The 23,936-nt window shown below is 67.2% G+C and carries 20 protein-coding genes; 8 read left to right on the top strand and 12 right to left on the bottom strand.

Annotated elements, in window-relative coordinates; translation table 11 throughout:
• Positions 1-246: 246 nt before the first annotated feature.
• Positions 247-1,425 (bottom strand): glycosyltransferase, encoded by a 1,179-nt coding sequence (locus ACFHYO_RS14670; RefSeq protein ID WP_394321364.1) that lies wholly within the window; start codon positions 1,423-1,425, stop codon positions 247-249.
• Between the two features lie 445 nt (positions 1,426-1,870).
• Here ACFHYO_RS14670 and ACFHYO_RS14665 point away from each other — a divergent pair, with 445 nt between their 5' ends.
• Entirely contained in the window at positions 1,871-2,374 is a 504-nt protein-coding gene (locus ACFHYO_RS14665; RefSeq protein ID WP_394321362.1) for a glycosyltransferase family protein, read from the top strand.
• Positions 2,375-2,385: 11 nt separating this feature from the next.
• On the opposite strand, the gene ACFHYO_RS14660 is transcribed toward ACFHYO_RS14665, so the two are convergent.
• Positions 2,386-3,438: a glycosyltransferase family 61 protein gene (locus ACFHYO_RS14660; RefSeq protein WP_394321360.1), complete on the bottom strand. Its 1,053-nt coding sequence runs from the start codon at positions 3,436-3,438 to the stop codon at positions 2,386-2,388.
• Between the two features lie 373 nt (positions 3,439-3,811).
• On the opposite strand from ACFHYO_RS14660, the gene ACFHYO_RS14655 reads away from it, so the two are divergent.
• The gene (locus tag ACFHYO_RS14655) at positions 3,812-4,363 is read left to right on the top strand and encodes a VPLPA-CTERM sorting domain-containing protein (RefSeq protein ID WP_394321358.1); all 552 of its coding nucleotides are present in this window, start codon (positions 3,812-3,814) and stop codon (positions 4,361-4,363) included.
• 64 nt (positions 4,364-4,427) lie between these two features.
• On the opposite strand, the gene ACFHYO_RS14650 is transcribed toward ACFHYO_RS14655, so the two are convergent.
• From ACFHYO_RS14650 to ACFHYO_RS14640, 3 genes are read right to left on the bottom strand one after another with little or no spacing between them, the layout of a single operon-like run.
• Complete coding sequence (locus tag ACFHYO_RS14650) at positions 4,428-5,309, bottom strand: CpsD/CapB family tyrosine-protein kinase (protein ID WP_394321356.1); 882 nt, start codon at positions 5,307-5,309, stop codon at positions 4,428-4,430.
• A gap of 17 nt (positions 5,310-5,326) precedes the next feature.
• A complete protein-coding gene (locus tag ACFHYO_RS14645) occupies positions 5,327-6,841 on the bottom strand; it encodes a GumC family protein (RefSeq protein ID WP_394321355.1) in 1,515 nt (504 codons plus the stop codon).
• A complete protein-coding gene (locus ACFHYO_RS14640; RefSeq protein ID WP_052174977.1) occupies positions 6,838-7,713 on the bottom strand; it encodes an ExeA family protein in 876 nt (291 codons plus the stop codon). Before ACFHYO_RS14640 ends, ACFHYO_RS14645 begins: the two co-directional genes overlap by 4 nt.
• 211 nt (positions 7,714-7,924) lie before the next feature.
• Between ACFHYO_RS14640 and ACFHYO_RS14635 the strand changes: the two genes are divergently transcribed.
• The 5 genes from ACFHYO_RS14635 (at position 7,925) to ACFHYO_RS14615 (ending at position 14,217) form a co-directional block, all read left to right on the top strand.
• Positions 7,925-8,632, top strand: coding sequence for a sugar transferase (locus tag ACFHYO_RS14635; protein WP_036709692.1), 708 nt, complete (start codon positions 7,925-7,927; stop codon positions 8,630-8,632).
• A gap of 96 nt (positions 8,633-8,728) precedes the next feature.
• The gene (locus tag ACFHYO_RS14630) at positions 8,729-11,371 is read left to right on the top strand and encodes a tetratricopeptide repeat protein (RefSeq protein WP_394321352.1); all 2,643 of its coding nucleotides are present in this window, start codon (positions 8,729-8,731) and stop codon (positions 11,369-11,371) included.
• A 71-nt stretch (positions 11,372-11,442) separates the two neighbouring features.
• Positions 11,443-12,213, top strand: coding sequence for a rhomboid family intramembrane serine protease (locus ACFHYO_RS14625; protein ID WP_394321350.1), 771 nt, complete (start codon positions 11,443-11,445; stop codon positions 12,211-12,213).
• A 180-nt stretch (positions 12,214-12,393) separates the two neighbouring features.
• Positions 12,394-12,615, top strand: coding sequence for a hypothetical protein (locus ACFHYO_RS14620; protein WP_394321349.1), 222 nt, complete (start codon positions 12,394-12,396; stop codon positions 12,613-12,615).
• Positions 12,616-12,804: 189 nt separating this feature from the next.
• Positions 12,805-14,217: an oligosaccharide flippase family protein gene (locus ACFHYO_RS14615; RefSeq protein ID WP_394321347.1), complete on the top strand. Its 1,413-nt coding sequence runs from the start codon at positions 12,805-12,807 to the stop codon at positions 14,215-14,217.
• 1 nt (position 14,218) lies between these two features.
• Here the strand turns inward: ACFHYO_RS14615 and ACFHYO_RS14610 are convergent, their stop codons facing one another.
• The 7 genes from ACFHYO_RS14610 to ACFHYO_RS14580 all read right to left on the bottom strand — a co-directional run bounded on the left by ACFHYO_RS14610 (position 14,219) and on the right by ACFHYO_RS14580 (position 23,132).
• Positions 14,219-15,196, bottom strand: a complete 978-nt coding sequence (locus ACFHYO_RS14610) for a glycosyltransferase family 2 protein (RefSeq protein WP_394321345.1) — start codon at positions 15,194-15,196, stop codon at positions 14,219-14,221.
• On the bottom strand, positions 15,189-16,037 hold the full coding sequence (locus ACFHYO_RS14605; protein WP_394321343.1) for a sulfotransferase family protein: 849 nt from the start codon (positions 16,035-16,037) through the stop codon (positions 15,189-15,191). The genes ACFHYO_RS14610 and ACFHYO_RS14605 overlap by 8 nt, the downstream gene beginning before the upstream one ends.
• A gap of 2 nt (positions 16,038-16,039) precedes the next feature.
• Positions 16,040-17,056, bottom strand: a complete 1,017-nt coding sequence (locus tag ACFHYO_RS14600) for a glycosyltransferase family 2 protein (protein ID WP_394321341.1) — start codon at positions 17,054-17,056, stop codon at positions 16,040-16,042.
• Positions 17,053-18,555 carry an O-antigen ligase family protein gene (locus ACFHYO_RS14595; protein ID WP_394321339.1) on the bottom strand — a complete coding sequence of 501 codons (1,503 nt, stop codon included), beginning with the start codon at positions 18,553-18,555 and terminating at the stop codon, positions 17,053-17,055. The genes ACFHYO_RS14600 and ACFHYO_RS14595 overlap by 4 nt, the downstream gene beginning before the upstream one ends.
• A gap of 54 nt (positions 18,556-18,609) precedes the next feature.
• A complete protein-coding gene (locus ACFHYO_RS14590) occupies positions 18,610-19,374 on the bottom strand; it encodes a WecB/TagA/CpsF family glycosyltransferase (protein ID WP_394321337.1) in 765 nt (254 codons plus the stop codon).
• A gap of 204 nt (positions 19,375-19,578) precedes the next feature.
• Positions 19,579-22,875 carry a hypothetical protein gene (locus tag ACFHYO_RS14585; RefSeq protein ID WP_394321335.1) on the bottom strand — a complete coding sequence of 1,099 codons (3,297 nt, stop codon included), beginning with the start codon at positions 22,873-22,875 and terminating at the stop codon, positions 19,579-19,581.
• Positions 22,872-23,132 (bottom strand): spike base protein, RCAP_Rcc01079 family, encoded by a 261-nt coding sequence (locus ACFHYO_RS14580; protein ID WP_394321333.1) that lies wholly within the window; start codon positions 23,130-23,132, stop codon positions 22,872-22,874. The genes ACFHYO_RS14585 and ACFHYO_RS14580 overlap by 4 nt, the downstream gene beginning before the upstream one ends.
• A gap of 191 nt (positions 23,133-23,323) precedes the next feature.
• Here ACFHYO_RS14580 and ACFHYO_RS14575 point away from each other — a divergent pair.
• A partial coding sequence (locus ACFHYO_RS14575; RefSeq protein ID WP_394321332.1) for a M10 family metallopeptidase C-terminal domain-containing protein occupies positions 23,324-23,936 on the top strand: 613 nt, incomplete at its 3' end.

Genomic DNA, 23,936 nt, shown 5'->3' with positions numbered 1-23,936 from the left:
CAACGACCGAGGCAACCGAAGCAGGGACCTCAAGCAAGGAAACGCGGTTCGAGGAGGCGGAGTCGCGCTGCTCAAGCGCTGCCTTGGCGCTTGCCTGTCCCGGCTTGACGGCCGGCGGACGGTTCGACTCCTCGGCGGCGGCGCCGCCGGCGAGGGTCGTGATCGATCCGGCCAGTGCGATGGTCGTCCATAGGGCGGCATGGCGTGTCAGGGCGGCAGCCTTTCGTCGAGTCAGGGACTGGGCGCTTAGCCTACGGCAGCTTGCAGCTGCGCGATCCGCTTGTCGAACTCGACACCGAACACATGCGCGCGAGCAAAGTCCAGGGACCGACTGCAGTGGCCGAACAGCGCAGCGCGGTCCTGCCCAGCCTCGGCGATCCGGCTAGCCAGCGCCTCGGCGTTCCCCAGTGGCGCAACCCAGCCGGCGTCCGACTCGCGCGCCAGCGCCTGCCACATCCGATTGTCATAGCCCGCCACAGCCAGGCCGCAGCCCATGTTCTCGATATAGCTGCAGGAGGGATCGGACTGCCGGTGGCAGCTCAGATAGATGTCGCTGTTCATCCGCGCGAACGGCACAAGCTCGCGTGCGAAATCGACCGCCCCGTGCAGCCGGACCTGCCCGGCAAGCCCCTCGCGGCGGGCCTCGTCACGGATTGCGCCCTCGAGGCTGCCGGTGCCGAATATGTCGAGCACGAACCCCACCCCGCGTGCGCGCAGACTGCGGGCAACCGCGATCAGGTCTTGGGAGCCTTTCATCGGCTCCAGTCGGCCGGAGTGGATCAGCCGCAGCGGCTTGCCGCGGATCAGCCGTCGCTCCCGCTCGGCCATCTCGGCATCGGTCGCCAGCAGGTCCGGCCCGATCCGGTTGTCGAGGTAGAGCAACGTGTTCGGATTGTCGCGGCGATATCGCGCCGCGGCGGGATAGCCGTTGGCCTGCAACCCGGTCGCCTGCCTGAAGGCCCGGCGGCGGCGGCTTTCGTGGTACTGGATGTGCAGGATCGATTTGAGCTTCTGCAACGCCGAGCGGCCGGGGTCGAGCCGGACGATCTGGCGGCGCGTCTCGGGGATGTACTCGATGATGTAGAAGAGCGCCGTTCCCGCGGCCCGACACAGCTCCGCAACGTGCAGATAATCCTGATTGTCGCCGCTGCACAGCACGACATCCGCATCCTCGAGGTCGGCGGACGAGATCCGATGCCCCCGGGGGCGCAGCGCGATTTCGAACGGCAGGGACTCCGGATCGAAAACTGCCGAGAACGGCAGCGGCTTCGCATCCTCGCGCAACAGGCAGCGGGTCCGACCCCGCCACGCGCGGGCATAATGGCCCATGCCCTCGGCGAATTTCTGATCGAGACGGATCCCTGCGCCGGTCGCCTGTCCGGGCGCAGAAGAGATCACCAGCAGGCGGGGCGGGCTGTCGGTCATCGGATCACCGCTGTTCGAGCGCAGACCGACCCCTTATCCCGCGAAGGCCGCCGCCGCGCAACGCGAGAGGGGGAACGGCGACGCAGACCCGCAGACCGCATTCTTGGCAGCGAAGATTTCCGGCCCTAGAGGCTACACCATCTACGTATTGTCAGCGAAACGCGAGTAATGAGCGAGCTCGCTTGCGGATGCCGCTCAGCGACGGGCTGAAATCGGACGGGTTCCCGGCTCGATGGGGCTCGACCACTCCTTCATCGACGCGATCGACGGCCGGTGCGGTGTGCCAGAGGACTGCGAGCGTATGGTAGGCCGTGTCCGCACCCTTGAGCGGGACAGGACGCCCATGATGGACGGAAAGTCTGCTTGCGTCCTTAGCCGCCAGCTGGCCTAGGCGCGGATCATCGACGAGGGGCTGCCAGGTGCGATCATCCTAGAGGATGACGCGATGCTGCGCGTTCCGGGATTTCAACGCCGGTCGTGGCTACGAGAGGGCGGCGTTCATCCAGATGGGTTATTTCCAGGCCCGCATCTTCCGCGGTCCCGGCCAATCGATCCCTGGCACGCGGCTTCACCAGCTTGCGGAAACGCGTTCCTGACGGTCGGCTATTCCGTATCAAGAGCGGCGGCCGAGCATCTCAGGCGGCACGGGCTGCCAATACGCGCGCCGGCCGACTGGCCGTGCGACGTCACACGCATCCCCGCCGCCGATACGATGCCACGTCTGGTCCTGCACCCCGATCCGGCCGCAATGCAGGCGCAGTCGACGCTGTCCTCGGCGCGCGGCAAGAATGACGTTTCGAACTACGATCCGAACCGTCACTTCGCCAAGGGAATGCGGCGGTTCGTTACGCCGGCATCTTGGCGGCACTTCATCGTCAAGCGCCTCAGCGTCGTCCGCTCACCCGGCTTCGCGCCTGCAGAGGATGAGGTGCCCTGGCAGCCCTCCTGAGGCTTTGCAGGTCAAGCACTCGGCAGCGGCGCGTCCGCAATCATGTCGAGCGCGAGATCGAGCGAGGCCGGGTCCACCTCGAAATTGTCGAGCGAGTAGCGGGTGAAGGGTGTGTCGAGCGCATAGGCGGGGCGGATGTATTCGGGCTTGATGCGACCGCGGACGCCGATCCAGGCACAGCCGACCTGCTGCGACATGCCCCGGTAGACGTCAGTCATGTGACCGCAAGGCAAAAGCTCGACGAGGCGGCGCAGGCGCGCCTGCGGTTGGCGATAAAGCAGGGGTGCCAGCCCTGCGCCATGCACCGCGACGATAGTTTCTGCCCCGTTGAACAGCGCAAACTGTTCGGGGACCGAGAGATCCTCGGGGTAGATCGTACGGAAGCCGCGGGACGCGAGCGTCGCCTCGATCTCGGGCTGGTTCGACAGTGCCCTCGTCTTTCGGCGGGCGAGCAGAACGTTGGCAGGAAAGTCACCGGCCTCGGACGGCGCAAGGCGCCCGATGACGCCCGAGTCCATGAGCCAGCGCCGGCGGTCGGGTCGGATGATGTTCGTGGCCAGCGTGACGACCACCCCCGGCCCGATGACCTCTGCATCGGTCACCTGTGTCCGCAACCCCAAGTGTGCGGCGGCCCGTAGAACAAAGCCCGGGATCGTCTGCGGCAGGATCAATGTCAGTTCGTGCGGCGCGATCCCCAACCGGTTGGTCAGGGCGAAGGTCAGCGGCGCGTGGATATTGAGGAAATGCGCCCAGTTCTCGGGACTGCCGAAGCGGCAATCGAATCCCAACGTCCCTTCGAGCGGCACAGGCTCACCCTTCACCCGGCCGCGCAACCGGTCGCGAAGCCGGGGCGACGTGGTCGCAAAGGGAAGGCGCTCAACCCTCGCAAACGGGATCGTTCCGCCCGGCACGGTTTTTTCCGGCAGTGAGATGACCTCGCAGGCTGGCACCATCCGATCGATCAGGTGGGATCGTGCCGTGACGATCGTGCCGGGGGCCATGCGGAATGATGCGACTTCGATCTGCATTCCCTTTTGCCCCGTGCCGTCCTGAACGCTCGCCATGGGCATCCCCCTCGCGGTGACCCGCCGTGCATCACAAGGTGTCAGAGACAGGATCGCAACCCTCAATCGCAGTGATGATGGCGAGACGGGCCAGGAACGCAAAATTGGATCGCCTCTGACATTCCAGTCAAAGATTGTGATGCGAATCGGGGCGACTTCAGATCAATCACGTGTCCGCTCGACTGCTTCTCAAGTCGTTAATCGTCCAGATCGCGACCTTATATCGAAACTTTGCACCTGTTCTTTCGGACAGTTCAATTTTTCAACCGGCTGAAATGGAGTGATTTCAACCTCAGATTGCAAAATTAACACTTTTAAACTTGCGCCGCTGCGTCAAATGGAAGGTGGGAATTGTCTGGGAAGGGAGAGGCCCATGAAGATTCGCATTCTGACAGCAGCGCTTTTGGGCGCCCTGCTGGCAACGGGGACGGCCAATGCCGCCACCTGCACCGTAACCGGAAAGAAGTCGACGACCTACACCGTCGAGGTGTCTGGTGCATCGGCGTGCTTCAGCGGTAACGACACCAACACGATCGACTCGACCACCGAGCTGTTCGGCAAGACCGGATGGATCCTGGCCGACAAGAACGACGACGCGACCAGCGGCGATCAGAACCTGATCTTCGCCGACGATCCGTTCATCGGGCCCGTCAACGACACGACCAGGGGTGAATGGGCGATCGCCAATCCCGACAATTACTCGAGTGTTTTCATGACACTGAAGGCCGGCAACAGCTTTGCCGCCTTCCTGCTCAACGCAGCAACGTTCATGACGGGCAATTGGTCGTCGTCGCGCGACCTGTCGCACGCCTCGATCTATTACTGGGGCGAGCCGAACCCGGCACCGGTGCCGTTGCCCGCTTCGGGCCTGCTGCTGCTGGCCGGGCTCGGGGGTCTCGTGGCGGCGCGCCGCCGGAAGAGCTGAGCATCGGGGACGATGACGAAAGGCGGGCTTCGGCCCGCCTTTTCATGTCGGTCGACAGATCGCATCAGCTCGGGCTGTCGGGCGCCTCAATCCCCTCGCCGTGGCGATAGCCGTTCAGCACCACGCCCAACACATTGGTATATTCTCCCACCTCACGCTCGCAGCTGTCGAATTCGCCATACCGGGTCTGGTCGGCGCGCACGATGATCAGGGCGCAATCTACCTGCTGCAGAAAGGCGCGGGCATCGTCGCCGATCAGGATCGACGGCAGGTCGAAGATCATGACGTCCGGCTGATACTCGTCCTGCACCCGGGCCAGCATGGATTGGGTCGAATCCGACATCAGCACCCGCGTCGGGTCCGGTTCGGCGCGCCCCGACAGCGCGAGCGCGAGGTTCGAGCTGAGCCGATGGGCGTGCTGCGCAAAGCTGCGTTGGCCGTTCAGCAGTGAGATGATCGGCTGCGGTTCGGCGATCCCCAGCACTGAAGCGACACTGGGCGAGCGCAGGTCGAAATCGAACAGCACCGAGCGCAGTTCTGGCTGGCGGCAGAGGCCAAGGGCGAGGTTGCAGGCGGTGGTGGTCTTGCCGCAACGCGGCAACGGCGAGGTGATGGCCAGCCGCCGCCAGCCCTTCTGCTGCATCTGATAGAGGATCTTTGTCCGAAGCACGTCGAACGGCGCCGACGAGGCCGAGGCGTTGAGCGACAGGATCCGGCTTTGGGTCAGCCTCCCCTGCTGCAACATCACCGGGTCCAGTGCGGCCCAACGCGCTTCGAGCTCGGTCGAACCCCTCCGGTCATTCCCCGTCTCCGCCGGTGCGATGATAGCCGGGGCGGCCGGTCCATCCGCCTGCACGGGCGGCGCCGACCCGGCAGGGGCGGCTTCAACGGCCTGCGCAGCCCGTCGGCGACGGGCGCTTTCGATTGCAGCCTGAAGCTTTTCCATGCGTTCGTTCCTTCCGGTCAGCCAAGACCCAGCCGCGCCAGCACCTTCATCGTCAGGATATCCAGCGGCATGTAATTGATGTGCAGGTACCACAGCGCCAGCGGAATGGTCACCGCCACCGCCAGCACGAGCATCAGCCGCCAGCCGAGTCGCTTGCGCCGCTCGCGCCGGGTCTCGATGTACGGGATCACCGCCAGCGGTGTGACCTGGAACCGCGCCTTGAGCTCAGAGGGTCGGCGGATGGTGCTGTTCAGGATCTCCATCAGCGCGAAGAACGCGACGGCCAGGCCCAGCCCCACTCCCGACCCGAGCGCCGCGATCTTCTTTCGGTCGGGGCCCGAGGGCTGGCTGGGGACGCTGGCGCCCTCGACCACGGTGATCCGCTCACCCCGGGCCGAGGTCTCGATCCGCTCGACCGTCCGGGCCTGCGCGAGCGAGGCGACGGCTGCGTTGTAGCGGGATTGGATGTTGGCCTGGTCGCGCTCGAGCGCCGCGAGCTCCAGCGCATTGTCCGACGTCTTCCGGACCGACGCCTCGAGCGTCTCGAGTTCGCGCGTCGCCTGTTCGATCTCGGTCTGGGCGGTCTGGATGCGGCTGTCGATCTGCGAAAGGTTCAGATCGAGCAGCGCGTTGCCGGTTTGCCCCTCGCCCTCACCCGCGCCGGCGGGCTGAAGCGATTTCTCCATCGCGGCGATCTGCGCGCGCAGCCCGCGAATCCGCGGATTGTCGCCCGTCTGCGAGATTGCCTCGAGCTGCGCCAGCCGCTGCCGCAGGCGGTCCAGCTGCTGCTCTTCAGGCGAGCCGTTGCCGGACACACTGCCGGTCTCTTCGAAGATGCGCAGCATGTCCGCGCGCTGGGTCTGCAACGCGGCGATGTCGGTCTGCAACCGGGACACGCGCTCCTGAAGCAGCGCCTGACGCCCTTGGCGGTACTGCAGGTTCTCGGGCAGCGCGTCGGCGTTCTCGCGCTTGAAGGCCATGATCTTCGCGGTCTGCGCCTGCAAGTCGGTGTTCAGCCGCTCGACTTCCTGCTCGTAGAAGCGCAGCTGCTCTTCGGCCCGGCCGACGCGGGTACGGGTGTTGCCGGCAAGAATCAGGGTCACGTATTCGTTAACCACGTCGGCGACGACCTTGGGGCTGTCGCCGGTAAAGCGGACCGTCATCATCGACGCCTGGTCTCGCCCGGCGGCGCGGCGGATCTGGGTCGCGGCCCGCATCCGCGTCACCTTCTCGTCCGGGGTCAGGCCCGGGTTCGGGAACACGTTGAACTTGTTGGCGATGTCGATGAGGTTCGCCCGCGTCATCAGCTGCTGTTCGACGACCTGCAGCGTCTCGGCGCCGCCGGCGTTGGCCGCGCCGGCGGTTTCGGCGGAAATCTGCGGGCTTTCGATCAAGAGCTGCGCCGAGGTGGAATAGGTCGCAGGGGCCCGGATCGCGGTGACGACGCCCAGCAGCGTGAACACCAGGAACAGCGCCAGCATCACCGGCAACCGGCGCAGCAGCAGCGACCAGTAGAACCTCAGGTCGTTCATGGATGGTCCCGTTCGATTCGTCCGCTCGCGGGCGGGGTCGCAGGAATGTCGGCGGCCTTGAGCACCAGCCCGTCGGCGATGAGTTCTTCGATCAGCTCGGGCTGTACGACGCGACGGTCGGCAGCCGACGCATAGACCAGCGCGAGGTCGCAGATCTTGTTGACCATCCGGGGCACTCCGCCGGCTTCGGCGTGGATGCGCCGGATCGCCTCGGGCGAGAACTCATGGCCGGTGCCTCCGACCTGCCGCAGGCGGTGGCGGATGTACTCGCCGGTCGTGGCCGCATCCATCCCCTCGAGGTGATAGGTGGCCGTGACCCGCTGCGCGAACTGCCGCAGCTCGGGTCGGGTGATCATGTCGCGCAGCTCGGGCTGGCCGAGCAGGATGAGCTGCAGCAGCTCATCGGTGCCCGAGTTCATGTTGGTCAGCATCCGCAGCTCTTCCAGCATGTCCATGCCGAGGTTTTGCGCCTCGTCGAAGATCAGCACCACGCGCTGCCCTGCGGCATAGCGGGCGACCACGAAATCCTGGAAGATGTGGAACAGCCGCACGTAGTCGGCGTCCGCCGGATAGGCCACGTCCAGTGCGTTGAGCACCCAGCGCAGCAGGTCGCCCCGATCCCCGCGGGCATTCGACACAAGCCCGAATCGCACGCCCGGGTCGCTCTGTCGCAACAGCGCCTGCACCAGCGTGCTCTTGCCGGTCCCGACTTCACCCGTGACCACCGTCAGCGGGGCATGGGTCATCAGGCCGTATTCGAGGACCGTGAACGCCTTGCCGTGCGCGGCCGACCAGAAGATCAGCGAAGGGTCGGGCAGAATCGAGAACGGACGCGCCGTGAAACCGAAGTGATCGAGGTAAAGCTGGCTCACTGAAAGAACGACCCCTTGAAGTCGGGCCCGGTATAGCCGCGCGAGGGTGAATAGACCATCACCGAAACACTCACGTTTCCAACACCAAAGGCGCCCAGGACCCTGTCTTTATGTTCAACTTTTAAGTATTCTACGATCTGGAGCTTCGACATTGCGCTTGACGGTGCTAGGTACCCCACATCGCGCAGACAGTTTTAACGAGTAGCAGGTCATGAAGATGCGCTTTACGAATTTCGAGACCGACGCGCAGCCGGTGATGGCCATGTTGACAGGCCCGCGGTTCAGCCCGCCGCAGCCGGTGACCCCGGTCAAGGGCTACTATGTTGGCGGCGCCAAGCGCGCCTTCGAATCGACCCTCATCCTCCTCGCCGCACCCGTCGTCTTTCCCCTGATCCTTCTGCTGGCTGTGATGGTGGCGATGGACGGCGGCAACCCCTTCTACGTCCAGAAGCGGGTGGGGCGGGGCGGGCGCGTGTTCCGGATCTGGAAGCTCCGCTCGATGGTCGTCGATGCCGATCGCAAGCTCGAGGCCTACCTTGCCGCCGATCCGGCCGCGCGCGAGCAGTGGGATCGGACCCAGAAGCTCAAGCGCGACCCCCGCATCACCCGGTTTGGCCGGCTGCTGCGGAAGACGTCGCTCGACGAACTGCCGCAGCTCATCAACGTGATCAACGGCACCATGGCGCTGGTGGGGCCGCGGCCGATGATGCTGAACCAGCAGCCGATGTATCACGGCATTGCCTATTATCGCCTGCGTCCCGGCATCACCGGGCCGTGGCAAATTTCGGCGCGCAACGAATCGGAATTCGTGGCACGAGTGCGCTATGACGACCTCTACGCCTCGACGGTCTCGCTGCGCACCGACTTGGGCATCATCGCCCGGACGGTGTCGGTGGTGCTGCGCGGCACCGGCTACTGAGCTCGCCCTGGCCGGGCGGGGCCCGGGCGCCCCTCGTCCCTCCGCCGCACGGTGGAACCTCACGGGCGGCGATCACTTCGTGACCAAGGCATTTCAATGACTCCCCCTTCCTCCACCCGCGACCTCCGCACCCGGTTTCGCCCCCTTCTGACCAGCGCCATGGCCCTCGGGCTCTGCGTGACGCTCGCCGCCTGCAAGACCTCGGCCGAGAAAGCCGCCGAGTACTACCAGTCGGCGCTGCAGCTGGTCGAGCAGGGGGACACCGACCGCGCCATCGTGCAGCTGCGCAACGTGTTCAACATCGACGGCACGCATTACGAGGCGCGCCGCAAGCTGGCCGAGCTGCTGCTCGCGCGGGGCAAGGTCTCGGACGCCTACAGCCAGTACCTTCGCCTGGCCGAGCAGTATCCTGACGATCTGGACGTGCGGCTCGCCCTGGCGCAGCTGGCGTTCGACGCCAACCGCCGGGATGAGTTCGATCGCCACGCGGCCCGCGCGGTTGAACTGGCGCCGCAGGACCCGAGGGTGCGCGCAGTGGATCTGGCCCAGCGCTATACCGCGGCCACCCAGGCCGAGGATGTGGCGACCCGAAACGCTCTGGTCACCGACGCCGAGGCGCTGCTGCCCACCCTGCCCGACGACCGGATGCTGCTGGCCATGATCGTGGACAAGGCCGCGCGCGACCGCGACCTGGACAAGGCGGGGCCGCTGATCGACCGGCTGATCGAGCTACGCCCCGACAACCCAATGTATTATCGCCAGCGACTCGCATTGCTGGCCGAAAAGGGCGACATGGCCGGCGTGGAACGTCAGCTGCGCCAGATGATCGAGACGTTCCCGTCGGATCCGCAGTACAAGGGCGACCTGATCGGATTCTACCTCTCCGAGAACCAGCCGGACAAGGCCGAGGCTTATCTGCGCGAACTCGTCGCCGCCGCCCCGCCGGCCGAATCCGGGCCGCGCCTGGACCTGATCCGCTTCGTCGAGGAGCATCGCGGCCCCGAGGCGGCGCGCACGGAACTGGACAAGATACTCGCAGAGGGCGGCGATCCGCTCGTATTCGGGATGCTCAGGGCCGGCTTCGACTTCCGCGAGGGCCAGCAGGCCGAGGCCATCGCCCAGATCGAGAAGTTGCTGGAAGGGATAACCCCGACCGACCAGACCCGCGACTACAAGACCCAGCTGGCGCGAATGCTGCTCGCCACCGGCGACGAGGTTGCCGCCCGCCAGCAGGTCGAGCAGATCCTTGCCGAGAACCCCGCCCATCCCGGCGCCCTCCGTATGAAGGCCGACTGGGACATCCGCGCCGGTGACACCGATGCCGCCGTGGCCGCACTGCGGACCGTGCTCGACCAGAAGCCCGACGACGTCGAGGCGCTGACGCTGATGTCCGACGCCTATCGCAACGCCGGGCAGCCCGATCTGTCGCGCGACCTGCTCGCGCAGGCTGCGACCGCCTCGGGCAACGCCCCCGAGCCGTCGCTGCGGCTCGCCGAACTGCTGCTGAGCGAGCAGCGCTATCGGCCTGCCGAGGATGCGCTGATTGCGGCGCTGCGGCTGACGCCCGCCAACCTTGCCCTGCTCGAGACGCTGGGCCGCGTCTATGTCGCCATGCCCGACAATTTGCGGGCGGGCGACGTGGTTCGCCGGCTGCGCGAAATCGGCGGCGACGAGGCCGAATTGGCCGCAACCCGCATCGAAGTGGCCCGGCGCGCCAGCAGCGGCGGAAGCGAGGCCGCGCTCGCCTATCTCGAAGAGCTTGCCGGCTCGGCCGACGCCGGCCTGGTCGAGAAGCTGCAGTTGATCCAGGCACGACTGGCGACCGGCAACGTTGCCGGCGCGCTCGAGGCCGCCGAGGCACTTGCGGCCACAGCGCCCGAGGATCGTCGCGTGCAGATGGCGCTGGCGGCCGTGCAGCAGGCCAACGGCAACGCCGAGGCGGCGCGCGGCATCTATCAGTCGCTGATCTCCGCCGATCCGAAGGATGTGCAGCCCTACATGGCGCTGATGCGGCTCGAATCGGGGTTGGGTGATGCTGAGGCCGCCCGCGCAGTCGTCGATCAGGGGCTGGGGGCAGTGCCCGACCATCCCGATCTGATGTGGGCCCGCGCCGGGCTGCTCGAGGCAGCGGGCGACATCGACGGTGCCATCGCGATCTACGATGCGCTCTATGAGAAGAACCCCAACTCGACGGTGGTTGCCAACAACCTCGCAAGTCTGCTCGCCACCTACCGCGCCGACCAGCCCGAGATGCTGGCCCAGGCGACGACGGTGTCGCGCCGGCTCGTCGGCACGGACGTCCCCGCGTTCATGGACACCTATGGATGGATCCTGCACCTGAACGGTCAGGACGCCGAGGCGCTGCCCTATCTTGAGGATGCTGCGGCAGCGATGCCGGATGATCCGGTGGTGCAGATCCACCTCGGGCTGGTGCAGGAGGGGGCGGGGAAGGCGCAGGCGGCGCTCGCGCAATTGCGCAAGGCCCTCACGATCAAGGGCGGCGACCCGGAAAGCGCCCCGCGGCAGGCGGCGCGTGCCGCGATCGCCCGCATCGAGTCGGGTGCGGCGCCAAGCGGTGCGGCCCCGGCAGACACTGGCACGACCCCGGCCGCGCCCGCAGCCAGCGATGCGGCATCGTCCGCTTCGAGCCCGGCTGCATCAGGGTCGGCGCCGCCCGTGACGCCGCCCGGCGCGGCCCCGACCGACGCTGCTGCCACCCCGGCCGAACCGCGGCAGTGACCGACGACAGGCCGGGGTCCCACGCGTCGCGTCTAGGCCGAGCGTCGCCGATCCACCCGCGGCGGAGAAGGATGCCGGACGTCGGTCGCGTCGCCGACGAGCCGGAGCCGACCGAGTCGGCACCTCTCCCCCCCCCATCCGCCACGCCGACCGCGGTGTCACCTGCCATGCCGCCTCCATCGGCTGGAGCGTCCTGCCCCACCAGAGCGCGGGTCGGCATCGGCATCCTGGTGCTCATCACTTCGCTCTGCGTCGGGATCGAGGCTGCGCTGCTGTTGTCGGACTGGGGCTGGATCGGCCACGGCCGGCTGCGGCGGCTGGCCTACGCGTACGGAGGCTTCTGGCCCGGTCTGCTGCGCGGTTGGCAACCGAACTTCCTCGCCCAGCCGGTGAGCATGTTCGCCACCTATGGGTTCCTGCACGGCGGCGTGCTGCACCTCGGATTCAACATGGCGACCCTGTGGTCACTGGGTCGGCCGCTGATCGAAAGCGGCGGACCTCGTCGCTTCGTTATTCTGTGGGCCGCCTCGCAGATCATGGGCGGGGTGGGATACGCCGCCCTGTCATCTCAGCCCCAGCCGATGGTCGGCGCCTCGGGGGCGCTGTTCGGATTGGCGGGGGGATGGCTCGCCTCGGCCTGGAACGCGGCTGTCAATGACCGGCAAACACACTTCGGGGTGATTCGCGTCATGGTTGCGCTGGTGGGCCTGAACGTCCTGATGATGATTTTCACGCAGGGTCAGCTGGCCTGGCAAGCCCATCTCGGAGGGTTCATCGGTGGCTGGGTCGCCGCGGTCGTGACACGTTTGCCACAGCCCGCTTCGCTCTCCGCCGCGCGCTGATCTGCACCAAGTGACCGTAATCATTAAAATTGTCGAGAGTTGCGGACTGGCCCGGGCCGCAAACCGGCCCTCATATGACGAGGGGGGAACCACCGTCAACCTTGGGTTGTTGTTAACTCAATACTTACTACCTATGCTCACACAGGGTTTACAGTATCCGGCTTCGGAGAGAGCGCTCTGATGATCCTCGTCCTGACCACGATCGTGACCGGCTCGATGATGGGGGCAATCGTCGCCTGGAGCCAGTCTGCGTCGGCCTTGACCATCGGCCTTAGCTATGTCGGCGGCGGCTGGCTGGGACTTCTGCTCGCGCTCGCTGTACTGATGCTGCGCCCGGACCCGGAAGAGGACGCCCCAGCCCCCGCTCCTACAGCGGCGCGAACCGCGCCTGCCAAGGCTTAATCGCGTCAGAACCTGATCGCCTGCACTTCAGGTCGTGAGGTGACGGACGCGCACGGACGCGCTGCGCCGTGCACGCTGACCCGACCCGTCGACACGCGGACGTTACGCCGCATGGCCTAAAAACCACCGTGCCCATGCCAACCGGATGCGATATGGGCGGCCGGATACCATCGGACGGGCATTGTGCGGTTGAGACGACATTTTCAGGGTGAGGGGCTGCGTGGCCGCGCCATGCGCGGCATCGTCATCAGCCTCGGGACCACCGTCGCGCAGCAGTTCATCCGCCTCGCGTCGAACCTGATCCTCACCCGCCTGCTGTTCCCCGAGGCCTTCGGCCTCATGGCGCTGGTCCAGACGTTCATGACCGGGCTCGCGATGTTCTCGGACATCGGGATCGGGCCATCGATCATCCAGAACCGGCGCGGCGAGGACCCCGATTTTCTCAACACCGCCTGGACCATCCAGATCGGGCGGGGCGTACTGTTGTGGCTCGGGTCCTGCGCGCTGGCCTGGCCGGCGGCCCAGTTCTACGACGAGCCGATGCTGCTCTGGTTGCTGCCGGTCGTAGGGCTGTCTGCGGTGATCGCCGGTTTCCAGACAACCAAGACCCTCGTCGCCAGCCGCCAGATCAGGCTTGGTCTGCAGTCGGTGATCGGAGTTTCTGTCCAGGCGATCGGGGTCCTGGTGATGGTCGTCCTCGCCTGGATCTGGCCGTCGGTCTGGGCGCTCGTCGTCGGCGGCCTCGTAACCGGGGTACTCGGGACGCTCGCTGGCCACATGTTCATGCCCGGCACGCCGAACAGGCTGCGCTGGGACCCGTTGGCCGCCCACGATCTCATGCACTTCGGCAAGTACATCTTCGTCAGTACGCTGGCGGGGTTCATCGTCAACCACGGCGACAAGATGGTGATGAGCCGTCTGGTCGGCTTTGCCGACCTGGGCGTCTACAACATCGCCTTCTTCATGGCCGGCTTCCCGGGAATGCTGGGTGACATGCTCGCCTCGCGCATCCTATTTCCCCTCTACCGCGAGATCCGCCCTGCCGACAGCGCCGCCAACCGGGAACGGATCGGGCGGGCCCGGCTGCTGCTTGCCGGGACGCTGATCGCCCTCTACGGCGCTCTGGCGCTGACCGGCGACTGGCTGATCGGGTGGATGTACGACCCCCGCTATGCGGCGGCAGGCCCGATGATGATCATTCTCGCGCTGATGGCCTTTCCCGGTGCGCTCACCAAGGGCAACTCTCAACTGCTGCTGGCCGAGGGCAACTCGCGGGATTTCTCGGTGCTGGTCCTGCTTCAGGCCGTGCTCACCTTCGTCTATTTCTTCGTCGGTTTCTGGTATGCAGGCATGTTCGGCATCCTGCTCGCGCGGGGGGCGACGGTCGCGACGATCTATCCGCTGCAGCAGTATTATCTTTCGCGCCACGACGGCACCGACCTGCGGCGCGATGCAATGCTGACGGTGGCGTTCATCGGCACGGCCGCGCTGGCGATCTGGGCCAACTGGGACGTGCTGCGCGACTTCGTCATCGCCTCGCACGCCACGGCCCCCTCGGTCACCGGCATCTGGACGGCGCACAACGTCTTCAGCGGCAGTTGAGCTACTTGTACTCGATCAGTCGGGCACGCCGCCCGGTCAGGCGCTTGCCGTGGTACTCGAGCACGCCCAGCGCCTCGGGAAGCTTGCCGATGGTCAGGAATACCGCCTGCGCCGCGTCCCCCGACCTGCGCCACAGCCGCAACATCTGCGCGGGCCAGGCCAGGACCAGCACCAGCAGCGCCGGGTGGATCAGCAGCCCGCCCAGTACAGCCGCGCACGGAATGCCGAGCCCCCACCCCAAGGCCCGCCGCGTCTGGGCGACGTTGTGCCGTTCGGGGCGATGGCCGTGCATTGCCGCGCCCTCGGCATAGGCGTGCCCGGCCCGGCGGGCCCGCCGCCACCATTGGCCGAAGCGGTGGATGGCTGCGTCGTGTCGGGTCATCTCGGCGTCGAGCCGCCAGACCCTCCAGCCCGCCGCTCGCAGACGCACGCTCATCTCAGGCTCTTCACCCGCGATCAGCGTGGGATCGAAGCCGCCCACCGCCTCAAACGCCGCGCGTCTTACCAGCGCGTCGCCGCCGCAAGCCCGCGCCTCGCCCACCGGCGTGTCCCACTCGCGGTCGATGAGCCGGTTGTAGACCGACGCTTCGGGCGCGATCTCGCGCCGGCGTCCGCAGGCCACGGCGACGTCGGGGTGAGCTTCCAGGAAGGCAGACGCTACCGGGATCCAGCCCGGATCAAGAACGCAGTCGCCGTCGACGAACTGAATGTAGTCCCCACCCGCAGGGAGCGCCGCAGCGCCGGCGTTGCGGGCGCGCGCGGCGGTGAAGGGCTGCGCGGTGTCAAGCAGTACCACCTGCGCGCCGCGCGCCTCGGCCGCGGCCACGCTACCGTCGGTCGAGCCGCTGTCCACATAGACCACCCGCCGCAGCCCAGCCGCCGTGAGGCTATCAAGGCAACGCACCAGCCGCTCGCCCTCGTTGCGGCCGATCACGACCGCGTCGATCCGGCGTGCCGGGGCGGTCCGCGGCTCAGTCATCCGCGAAGGGATAGCAGAGCCGCAATGCCGGATGCCCGGGAATGGCGCTGGCGAGCGTTGCGCGGTCGGCCAGGAATTGCGCCTCGAGGTTGCGCTTGAGGGTCACCGGCAACTCGGGCCGCGTCTTGATGCGGCGGGCATCGCGGATGGCCGTGCGGACCCGCTTGGGCACAAGCGCCCGGCGCAGCGCGGTCGCAACCGGGTTGTTGACCAGCAGCCCCTCGAGCGGGAGGCGCCTCACCCTCTCGGCCGAAACGTTCTGCGCCCCGAGTTCCTCCTCCCACACCACCGGCTGCGACAGTCCGATATGGCGGGCGATGCGCGCGAGCTCGTCCTGGGGCGCGGCGTTCAGTTGCTCGAGGCTGGTCAGCAGCACCGCGTCGGGTCCATAGGCCTCGATCCACGGGATGATCTGCCAGCCGTAGCGCCCGTAATCGACCATCTCAGGGTGGCGCGCGAACTCAGCGATCGGGTCGGGGCCCATGCGCCCCTCGCTCCACTCATGGATGTAATGCGAGACCGCCCGCTGCAGCGGATTGCGGATCATGTAGACGATCCGCGGCGCCGGCAGCACCGGCCGCAATCGCGCAAGCGTCTGAGGGTGGGTTGGTCGCTTGGTGTAATGCGTGGACGCCTCGCCCTTGAGATCGCCGGGCGCCGCACCGGCGAACAGCCCCCGGTACCAGTCGAGCCCACGCGCGAACACGGCGTCGTCCGAAAAGAAGTTCGGCTCTTTCGGCGTCGTCATGAACACACCCGGTTGCCGGGCCAGCTGCGCCTGCAACGTCGTGGTGCCGCATTTCATCGCGCCGATGATGAGGAAGTCGGGCAGGTCGGCCATGCTCATCCCTCAGCCGGGTGGGGCGTGGTCGGGTTGAGGGCGCCAATCCAAAGATCGCTGGCCTCGTGTTCGGCCACCGGGTGCGGCCGCCGTCCGGTCAGGCGGCGCAGCTGTGCCACGGCACGGCCTGCGTGCCAGGCGAGGTTTGCCGCCCACAGCCCCGCCCTGCCATGCGCCTGCGCCAGAAAGCGCGAGCGCGAGCGGTAGTAATATTCCGGCGCCCGCTTGCGGGCCTTGGCCAGCGCCTTGACCGGACCAGAGCCGCCCCGCAGATGCACCGCCACAGCGTCCGGGGCTCGGCGGATGCGCCAGCCCGCGCGACGGGCCCGCAGGCAGTACTCGGCATCCTCGAAATAGAGGAAGTACCCTTCGTCCATCGGGCCGATCTCGGCCACCATCCGCGCGTCAAGCAGGATGCAGGCGAAACTCGCCCACTCGATCTGCGAATCCGGAGGCGCGACGTCGAGCGCCACGACCCGCCCGCTGAGCAGTCGCGTGACGGGACCGGTGTTGGCGCCTCGGATGAACTCGCTGCCCGGCCCGGCGAAGCGGAAGCAGTTGACCTGCGCCACCCCGTCCTCCCCCTCGAGCCGCGGCACGATCAGACCTGTGCGCCCACCGGGGTCTGAAGCCACCGCCTTCAGCATCGCGGCGAAGAACCCCGGCCGCAACAGGGCGTCCGAGTTCAGGATCAGGTAGTGGTCGGCCGGCGCCGCGGCCATGCCCTGATTGTGCCCCCCCGAATAGCCGGAGTTCGTGGCAGAGCGGATCAGTCGTATGGGCACCGCGCGCGCCTCGCCGGCAATCCAGGCCTCGATCGCCTCGGCCGAACCGTCGTCCGAGCGGTTGTCCACCACGATTACCTGCCCCGCAACGGCGGCGCGGTCCATGTCGTCCACCACCGAGCGCAGGCAGTCGATCGTCATCGCGGCCGTCCGGTAGTTGATGATGGTGACGGTGATCGAGGGGCCGGCCTTCAGAGGGACAGGGATCGACTGGCCGGGATTCGGGGCACTCATGACAGCACTCGGCGCGTGGACCCGCGCGTCGAGCGGGTCGGGTGGCGATGTGGCACGCGGGTATAGGGATTTTTGGATACGGGCAACGCCGCCCCCTCGCCCCCGTCGCCTTTGGGCTCCGGGGCTGCCGGCGGGATAGGCCGTCCCAGTTCGAGCCGCCCCGCCAGCGCACCCGCCATCAGCCAGGTCACCGGGGTCAGGGTGGCGTTGGGGATCAGGTCGATCAGGTTCGCCGTCAGTGCCACTGCGATTCCCGCCGTCGCCGGGGTCAGCCCGAGTCTGCGCCAGCGGAATGCCATCAGGATCAGCGGCAGGGTCAGCAACCCCGTCTCGGCCAGGTAGCCGACCCACCCCTTCGTGCCGATCGCCATGACCCAATAACCGTCCGTCACGCTGATGTCGGATCCCTCTTCGTCGAATACCCTGTTGCGCCCCCAGCTGCCCCAGCCGAAGAGCGGACGCTCGTTGGCCTTGGCGAGCAGGATGTCCTCGTTGACGATCCGGAAGGTCAGTGACTCCGCACGGGCCGTATCGATGTCGTTGGCCAGCGCGATGATCTGCTCTGTCGGCACCAGATCCGCGCCGCGCAGCATCGGATAGACGAGGACTGCCCCCGCCAGCACGGCCGCGCCCAGCACCCGCAGCCGCAGCGGCAGGAACAGCGTCGCCGCCCCGAGCATCAACCCGATGGCCAGCGCCCCCAGCCCCTTCGCCACCACCAGCGTCACCAGCAGCCACAGCGACGCACCGAGCCATCGGACCGCCATCCGCCCGCTGGTCATCCGCCACAGCGCCAGCGCCGACAGGAAGCTGCACGAGAAGAAGATCGCCAGCCACAGCCCGTGCGGCAGGAACACCACCGGGCGATAACCGCCCGCCCGGATATGCTGGCGCCAGTCGTGCGGGAAATAACCGTAGATCATCCGGCTGAGCTGCGGCGACATCCGCACCTCGTAGAGCGCGGGCAGAGAATAGAGCAGTCCCGCGATCGCCAGCACGATCAGCAGCCGGGTCTGCGCCTCGGGAGCCGCCATGTATTTCCGGGCCATGATGAACGGCAGAAGGGCCGTGACTGCACCAAGCGTCAGCGAGCCCGCGTCATAGAGCCTCAGCCCCGGCAGCTGCCTGGCGACGAAGCGCAGCGTATCGCCGTTCGTGGCGACCGTCCCGGCGACTCCGAGAAACAGCAGCACGATCAGCAGCAGCACGGCGCGGTTCCGGGGAAGCAGTCCCGTCAGCACGGTTGTCTCCTGCCCCCCCTGCCCGCGCCCCCGCACGAGGGCCGGGCGGACCATGACCGCCGCGGCGACCAGCGCCGCCACCGCCGAAACGGTAGCCTTGTCGATCGGCGGGACGGCCGGCAGGTTGATCGAGATGTTTTCGGGCAAGAGCAGATACCCGCCGATGATCGCCCACCCGAGCGCCGTCGCCGGATTGAATCGCGCGAACATCCAGAACACGATGATGGGCCAGGCGGCCATCACGAGATAGCCGATCACGCGCCTGCTCCTGCGACATCGCCGGGTTGGTGAGTGGGCCGCCGCATGGGTCGCTCAGCCCCTGCGCGTCCGGAGCGCGTTTCCTGCGTGGCGGGGCAGCACGACCAGACAGTCGGCATAGCGGCGTGCAAGCCGACGCGGGTTCTGAGCCAGCCGCCACACCCACTCAGCTGCAATCCGACGCACCCAGCGCGGCGCCCGGGTCTGGGTGCCGGCCAGGAAATCGAGCCCCGCGCCGATCGATAGGAACCCCACATGGGGCAACGCCGCGGTGGCGCGGGCGGCAAGAATCTCCTGTTTCGGTGCGCCGAGCGCGATCAGGCACAGTCGCGCGCCAGAGGCCTTGAGCTCTGCGATCACCGGCTTAACCCCCGGCCCGAGCGGGTCGAACCCCATCGGCGGGGCGATGCGGGCGACGACCGAAAGGCCCGGCACCGCCTCACACAGCGCCTGCGCCGCCGCATCCAGCACAGCCGGCGTGGCGCCGAGCAGCGCCACCGGAACACCGCGTCGCGCTGCCGCCTGCACAACCGGCAGCACCAGGTCCGAGCCGGTCACCAGTTCGATCCGGCGACCGGCCAGCCCTGACAGCCAGACCACGGGGTTGCCGTCCGCGGTAACATGGCTCTGCGCCAGATAGGCATCGCGGAACGCGGCATCGCGCTCGAGTTTGACCAAGTGATCGAGGTTCAGCGTGGCCACCGTAAACCCCCGGCCTTGGGCGAGCCGGGTTTCCAGGTCGTCCAGCAATTCGGCCCGCGACGGCACATTGACCGCAACGCGGTTCGTCATGCCCCCTCGGGCCGACCAGTCGATCACGGCAGTGTCCGGCTTCATGTTGCCCCGGCGGTCTCAAGCAGCTCCATCCTGTTATGCATCCGCCGCAGGATCACAAGCACTTGCTGCCCGGGATTTGAGCGAAACTTCGCGCGGCACGGCGGCGTCCACGCGGGTTCGGTCAATATGGAAAGGCGCCGCGCCCCTTGCAGGGCACGGCGTCAAGTCGTCGTTTGCAAAGCTGGTTTATGCGAGCGCCGCCTGACCAGTCCCGGCAGCCAACCTCAGTCTGACTCCGGCTGCAGTGACGGTCACGGTTGCGTCCAGAGCCGGATCGAGGTTGGCAACGGTCAGTCCGGCAAAGCCCCCGCGGATCGGCGCGTCGATCAGCGTCGTCTCGCCCGCGCCCATCCCCATCAGGTCGAGGTGCAGCGGCCCCGACAGCTCCACCACCGGCTGCACGGACGGCTCGGCCGCACCGTAGAGCCCGCTCCGATAGCGCCGGATCGTCGGCATCGTCGCCCTGACCGCACCGAGCACCTTCTCGGTCGTGCGGTAGCCCACGCCGAAGTCAAAGTCGGACTCCGGGTGCAGCGTCACCGTCTCGCCCGCCACGGGCAGGCGGCTGGCCCCGGCCAGCGTAAGGATATGCGTCGTATCCTTGAGCCGCTGATAGTCGATCACCGTGGCTGTGGCGCCATCGGCGAAGGTCGCGGCGACCCCGTCGCGCACGTCGTACCAGAGGTTGAGGGCAACCGCCTCGATCTGGCTCGCAAGGTGAAGCGTCCCGTCGAGCCTCAGCCGCGCACTGCCGGTCCCGTCCCAACCGACGAAAGGCAGCGCCCCGGTCACGGTCAGGGTCTCGCCCTCGGGGATCGTGCAGTTCGGTCCGAACAGCAGCTCGCTCCGACCGCTGACCGCAATCGAGCGCGCCACGTGCGGCCCCGAGATCGCCAGCCGGCCACCCCGGACGATGGCATCATGCGCCGCGGTGTCGCCGCCCATGATCATCTGCCCGCAATGCCGGACACGCAACAGACCCGCGCCCTCGAGGTGCGCGGCGCGAAGACGGCCGGACACCACGTCAAGCTCCCCGCCCCGCAGGTTGAGGTTCGCCACCTCCACGGTTTCGACGCTGAACCGCACCACGTTGCCGTTCAGATCGACGCTGTCGCCGTCCTGCGGCAGATCGACGTTCGCGCCCCAGTTCATCCGGTTGAACCACTGGAACCCGTCGCCCCGGCTGTCGGGCGAAAAGGTCAGGGTCTCGGCGGCCGTCCGCCTCGCGGGGATCGCAAAACCGAAGCGGCTGAGATACCAGTCCCGCAGATCCCGCGCATAGGGGTGGATGCCGTTCTCGCGCACCACCATCCTGGCCCCGACGCGCGTGCCGTCAGCGCCGTGGAACTTGCCGAACCACTGCCCGACCGTCGTCTCGTCGGCCAAAGCGGCGTCGGCGGGGGCGTTGAACGGGGCGCCGTAGCGGTAGGTCACGATCTCGTTGCTGATGTCGGGGCCAACGCCGGGGACGACACCGAAGAGCCGGTCATAGGACTTGGTCCCCGCCTTGACGGCCTGATCCGCGGGGTCGAACGGGTCGGTGTAGTGGGCGAGGACGTTCGCCACGAGCGAGCAGCCATAGGGGTAGAAGTCCGTTCCCCAGGCGTAGCCGCCGCGGAACGCCAGAACCTGGCGGTTGGGCGATCCCTCGATCACGTTGCCCATGACGAGCGACAGATGCAGGTTCCGCCGCACGTCGGTGCTGCCGTCCTGGCCGGACCCCCGCTGCATCCCGATCGGATTCTCGACCGAGAAGTTGTCGATGTAGTAGCCCCCGCTGCGGACCTGGTATCCGTGTGATGCCGCTTCAGACGACCAGCAGCGGCGGAACATCACGTCCTTGTTCGAGGCCGCGAGGTAGATGTTGTGGCTGTAGTAGGACGGCGGCTGGCCGAACTCGCCGCCGTTCCACCGATGGCCCGTGCGATCATAGGTCGGGTCCCAACCCGTCATGTCCCACACCGTCTCGTTGAACAGCAGGCCATTGGCGCCAGCGGCATAGGTGCCGCCAAAACGGTTGTTGCTGGTCGCCTTCCAGTCGAGCGCATCCTTCACGGGGCGCTCACGGTGGACGTCGATGATCCGGCAGCGATGATAGGTCTGCCCGTCCGTCCGCACCACCGCGTTGATCCCGAGTTCATGGGGCCTGCCAAGCATATGGCAGTCCTCATGGATCACGCTCGACAGGTTGCCGCCGCCGCTGCCCTGCAGGTCGAAGCCGCTGCGGAAGACGAAGCGACCCGGCCTGTTCGATCCGTTGTTCACGCTGATCTTCGGCCGTGCCCCCTGCCCCCATGCGGCGAACACCAGCGGATGGATGAACGACTCGCCCCGCATGTAGGTGGTGTGGGGCAGGCTGCCCGGATAGCTGTAGCCCCGCTCGAGCAGGAACCAGTGCGAGGCCTCGGGCTTTCCCTCGCCCACGAGAGACAGGAACACCGCTGACCCGAGCGCGAACTCGAGCGGCTTGTCATCGGTGCGGCCATAGTCCGACGCGGCGATCCAGGCGTTTGTGATGGACGCTTCGGGCAGGTTGGCCTCGGCCGCGATGCGTGCCCGCGTGTAACCATGCTCGCCGGCCGTGACGTAGAACCTGCGGTGAGTGCGGCCCGGCTCGGGCTGCATCCATCCGTCGGCATCGGTGGGGAGGTAGTAATGCAGCGCATCGGCCCACCCGAAGGGGGAGGATAGCGGCGCATGGCTGATCTCGACCTGCTGCCGCGACGTGGACAGGAACGAGAGATGACCGGCGTCGCGCACGCCGGAAAGGTCGAAAACGGCCGTGCCGTCGCCCTGCGGGACGACCGGCACCCCGATGTCGCCTGCCGGCACGATCGGAAGCCGGTGACGGCGCCCGCCTTCGAGGGAAAGCATCAGCGGCTCCGGGGCGGGCTCCGGTTCAGGCTGAGGCGTCGGCTCGGGGTCGGGGTTGGGCTGCGGCGGAGGGGGCAGCTCGGGCTGCGGCTCGGGGGTCGGCGTCGGCTCCGGCTGGGGCTCGGGCTCGGGCACCGGCACCGCAAAGGCGGCCGAAAGGCTCGACGCCTCGACCGACCCCTGCCGAATCGTCTCGGCATGCTGGACCTGACGGCCGCCTAAGGCCCCGGACAGCTGCAGGGTCGGGCCACTCTCCCCGCCCAGCCGCACACCGTCCGCCAGCCAGACGAGCGCGAACGCAGCACTGCCCTCATTCACATCGCAGGCCCAGAGCCCCCCCTTCACGTCCAGCGAACCTTTCGCCGCTTCGCCTGCCACCACCTGGGGCGGTACGAGACAGATCGGACCACTCGCCAGGAGTTCCGATCCGACCTCGTACAGCCCGGCATGGGCGTGCGGAGGCGATACCTCGATCTGAAGCGTGCTGCGGCCTCGCGCGGAGGCGACCACCCCCTCGGCGGCGGTGACCAGACAGACCTCACGCTCGGCCCTGACGGGCCGGCGGAGGCGCTTGGACGACATGACGCCCATGCCAAAGTTGATCATCATGCGAGCCCGACGATATCGGTCGCTGTCGTGCCGGTGGCCCAGATTCGCGTCGCGCGGACCGGGAACGGCGCGCCGGGCACCACGAATACGCGCCCCGTATCTCCCATTACAGTCGTCACCTGGATGAAGCCCTCACTGCCCACAGCGATGGCCCGGGTCGTAAGGGTCAGGTCCGCTGCGTCATTCGGCGTCAACTGGGCCAGCCGGACGGCAGGGCTTTCCAGCCCGGCCGGGTGAGCGAGGTACAGATCAGTCATGGCACTCTCCTGCGATTTCAGCAGGGTGACTATCGCTTACTCTAGCTGGAGTTGCGTTTTTGACCACTGCAACGCCCCCCGGTTTCGGCCTGGCTCTCGTCGGCGGCTAATCGCCGGCCGCGCAGGTCAAGCTTTCGTTACCAAATTTTAACCGCCATAGGCGAGAAACACCCCAAACAGGAGATTCGCAGATGGCAGACACCAACCACGACACGATCGACTGGGCCGTCCACGGCATTCAGTGGGCCGATCTGATGTCAGGTAAGGGTGTAAGCCACGTTGTCTCGGGCGACACAGGTGCAGATCTGGTTCAGGGCACCACCGGAAACGACGCTCTGCTGGGTGGAGACGGCAACGACACGCTCGTGTCGGGCGGCGGTCTGGACCTGATGTTCGGGGGGACGGGCGCGGATGTATTCGCGTTCGAGCCTATCGCGACGGTCAAGGGCGTTCAGGGAAGCAACGTTGTCCAGGGCGGGCTGATCCTCGGGCTTGACGCGGACGACCGGATTGACCTCTCCGCCTTCACGCTGCGACTGACCGGGGCTGACAGTTTCTCGGGCGCGGCGGGCGAGTTGATCGTGCGCCACGAAAGCGGCATGACAACCTTTCTTGCGGATCTCGACGGCAACGGCGTGCACGATCTGGAAATCGGCGTTACCGGGATCAGCGGCGACGTCATGGACAGCCTGATTCTCTCCGAACCGCCTCATGACACGCCCGATTCGCTCTCGGTGTCCTACTCCGCCTCCTCGAACCGCGTTTCCTTGCTTGAGGTCCCTGCTTCGGTTGCCTCGGTCGTTG

It is taken from the genome of Paracoccus panacisoli (assembly GCF_042435015.1).
Lineage (GTDB): Bacteria > Pseudomonadota > Alphaproteobacteria > Rhodobacterales > Rhodobacteraceae > Paracoccus > Paracoccus panacisoli.
The sequence above is the reverse complement of the archived record's forward strand: the minus strand, read 5'-3'. Positions and strand labels throughout refer to the sequence as shown.

Bases quoted from the DNA above. Each gene is read 5' to 3' on its own strand.
- ACFHYO_RS14660 (WP_394321360.1), bottom strand. From the start codon at position 3,438: ATGGCGAGCGTTCAGGACGGCACGGGGCAAAAGGGAATGCAGATCGAA.
- ACFHYO_RS14635 (WP_036709692.1), top strand. From the start codon at position 7,925: ATGAAGATGCGCTTTACGAATTTCGAGACCGACGCGCAGCCGGTGATG.
- ACFHYO_RS14655 (WP_394321358.1), top strand. From the start codon at position 3,812: ATGAAGATTCGCATTCTGACAGCAGCGCTTTTGGGCGCCCTGCTGGCA.
- ACFHYO_RS14605 (WP_394321343.1), bottom strand. From the start codon at position 16,037: ATGGCCGACCTGCCCGACTTCCTCATCATCGGCGCGATGAAATGCGGC.
- ACFHYO_RS14650 (WP_394321356.1), bottom strand. From the start codon at position 5,309: ATGGAAAAGCTTCAGGCTGCAATCGAAAGCGCCCGTCGCCGACGGGCT.
- ACFHYO_RS14620 (WP_394321349.1), top strand. From the start codon at position 12,394: ATGATCCTCGTCCTGACCACGATCGTGACCGGCTCGATGATGGGGGCA.
- ACFHYO_RS14670 (WP_394321364.1), bottom strand. From the start codon at position 1,425: ATGACCGACAGCCCGCCCCGCCTGCTGGTGATCTCTTCTGCGCCCGGA.
- ACFHYO_RS14630 (WP_394321352.1), top strand. From the start codon at position 8,729: ATGACTCCCCCTTCCTCCACCCGCGACCTCCGCACCCGGTTTCGCCCC.
- ACFHYO_RS14585 (WP_394321335.1), bottom strand. From the start codon at position 22,875: ATGATGATCAACTTTGGCATGGGCGTCATGTCGTCCAAGCGCCTCCGC.
- ACFHYO_RS14610 (WP_394321345.1), bottom strand. From the start codon at position 15,196: ATGACTGAGCCGCGGACCGCCCCGGCACGCCGGATCGACGCGGTCGTG.
- ACFHYO_RS14600 (WP_394321341.1), bottom strand. From the start codon at position 17,056: ATGAGTGCCCCGAATCCCGGCCAGTCGATCCCTGTCCCTCTGAAGGCC.
- ACFHYO_RS14580 (WP_394321333.1), bottom strand. From the start codon at position 23,132: ATGACTGATCTGTACCTCGCTCACCCGGCCGGGCTGGAAAGCCCTGCC.
- ACFHYO_RS14625 (WP_394321350.1), top strand. From the start codon at position 11,443: ATGCCGGACGTCGGTCGCGTCGCCGACGAGCCGGAGCCGACCGAGTCG.
- ACFHYO_RS14645 (WP_394321355.1), bottom strand. From the start codon at position 6,841: ATGAACGACCTGAGGTTCTACTGGTCGCTGCTGCTGCGCCGGTTGCCG.
- ACFHYO_RS14665 (WP_394321362.1), top strand. From the start codon at position 1,871: ATGCTGCGCGTTCCGGGATTTCAACGCCGGTCGTGGCTACGAGAGGGC.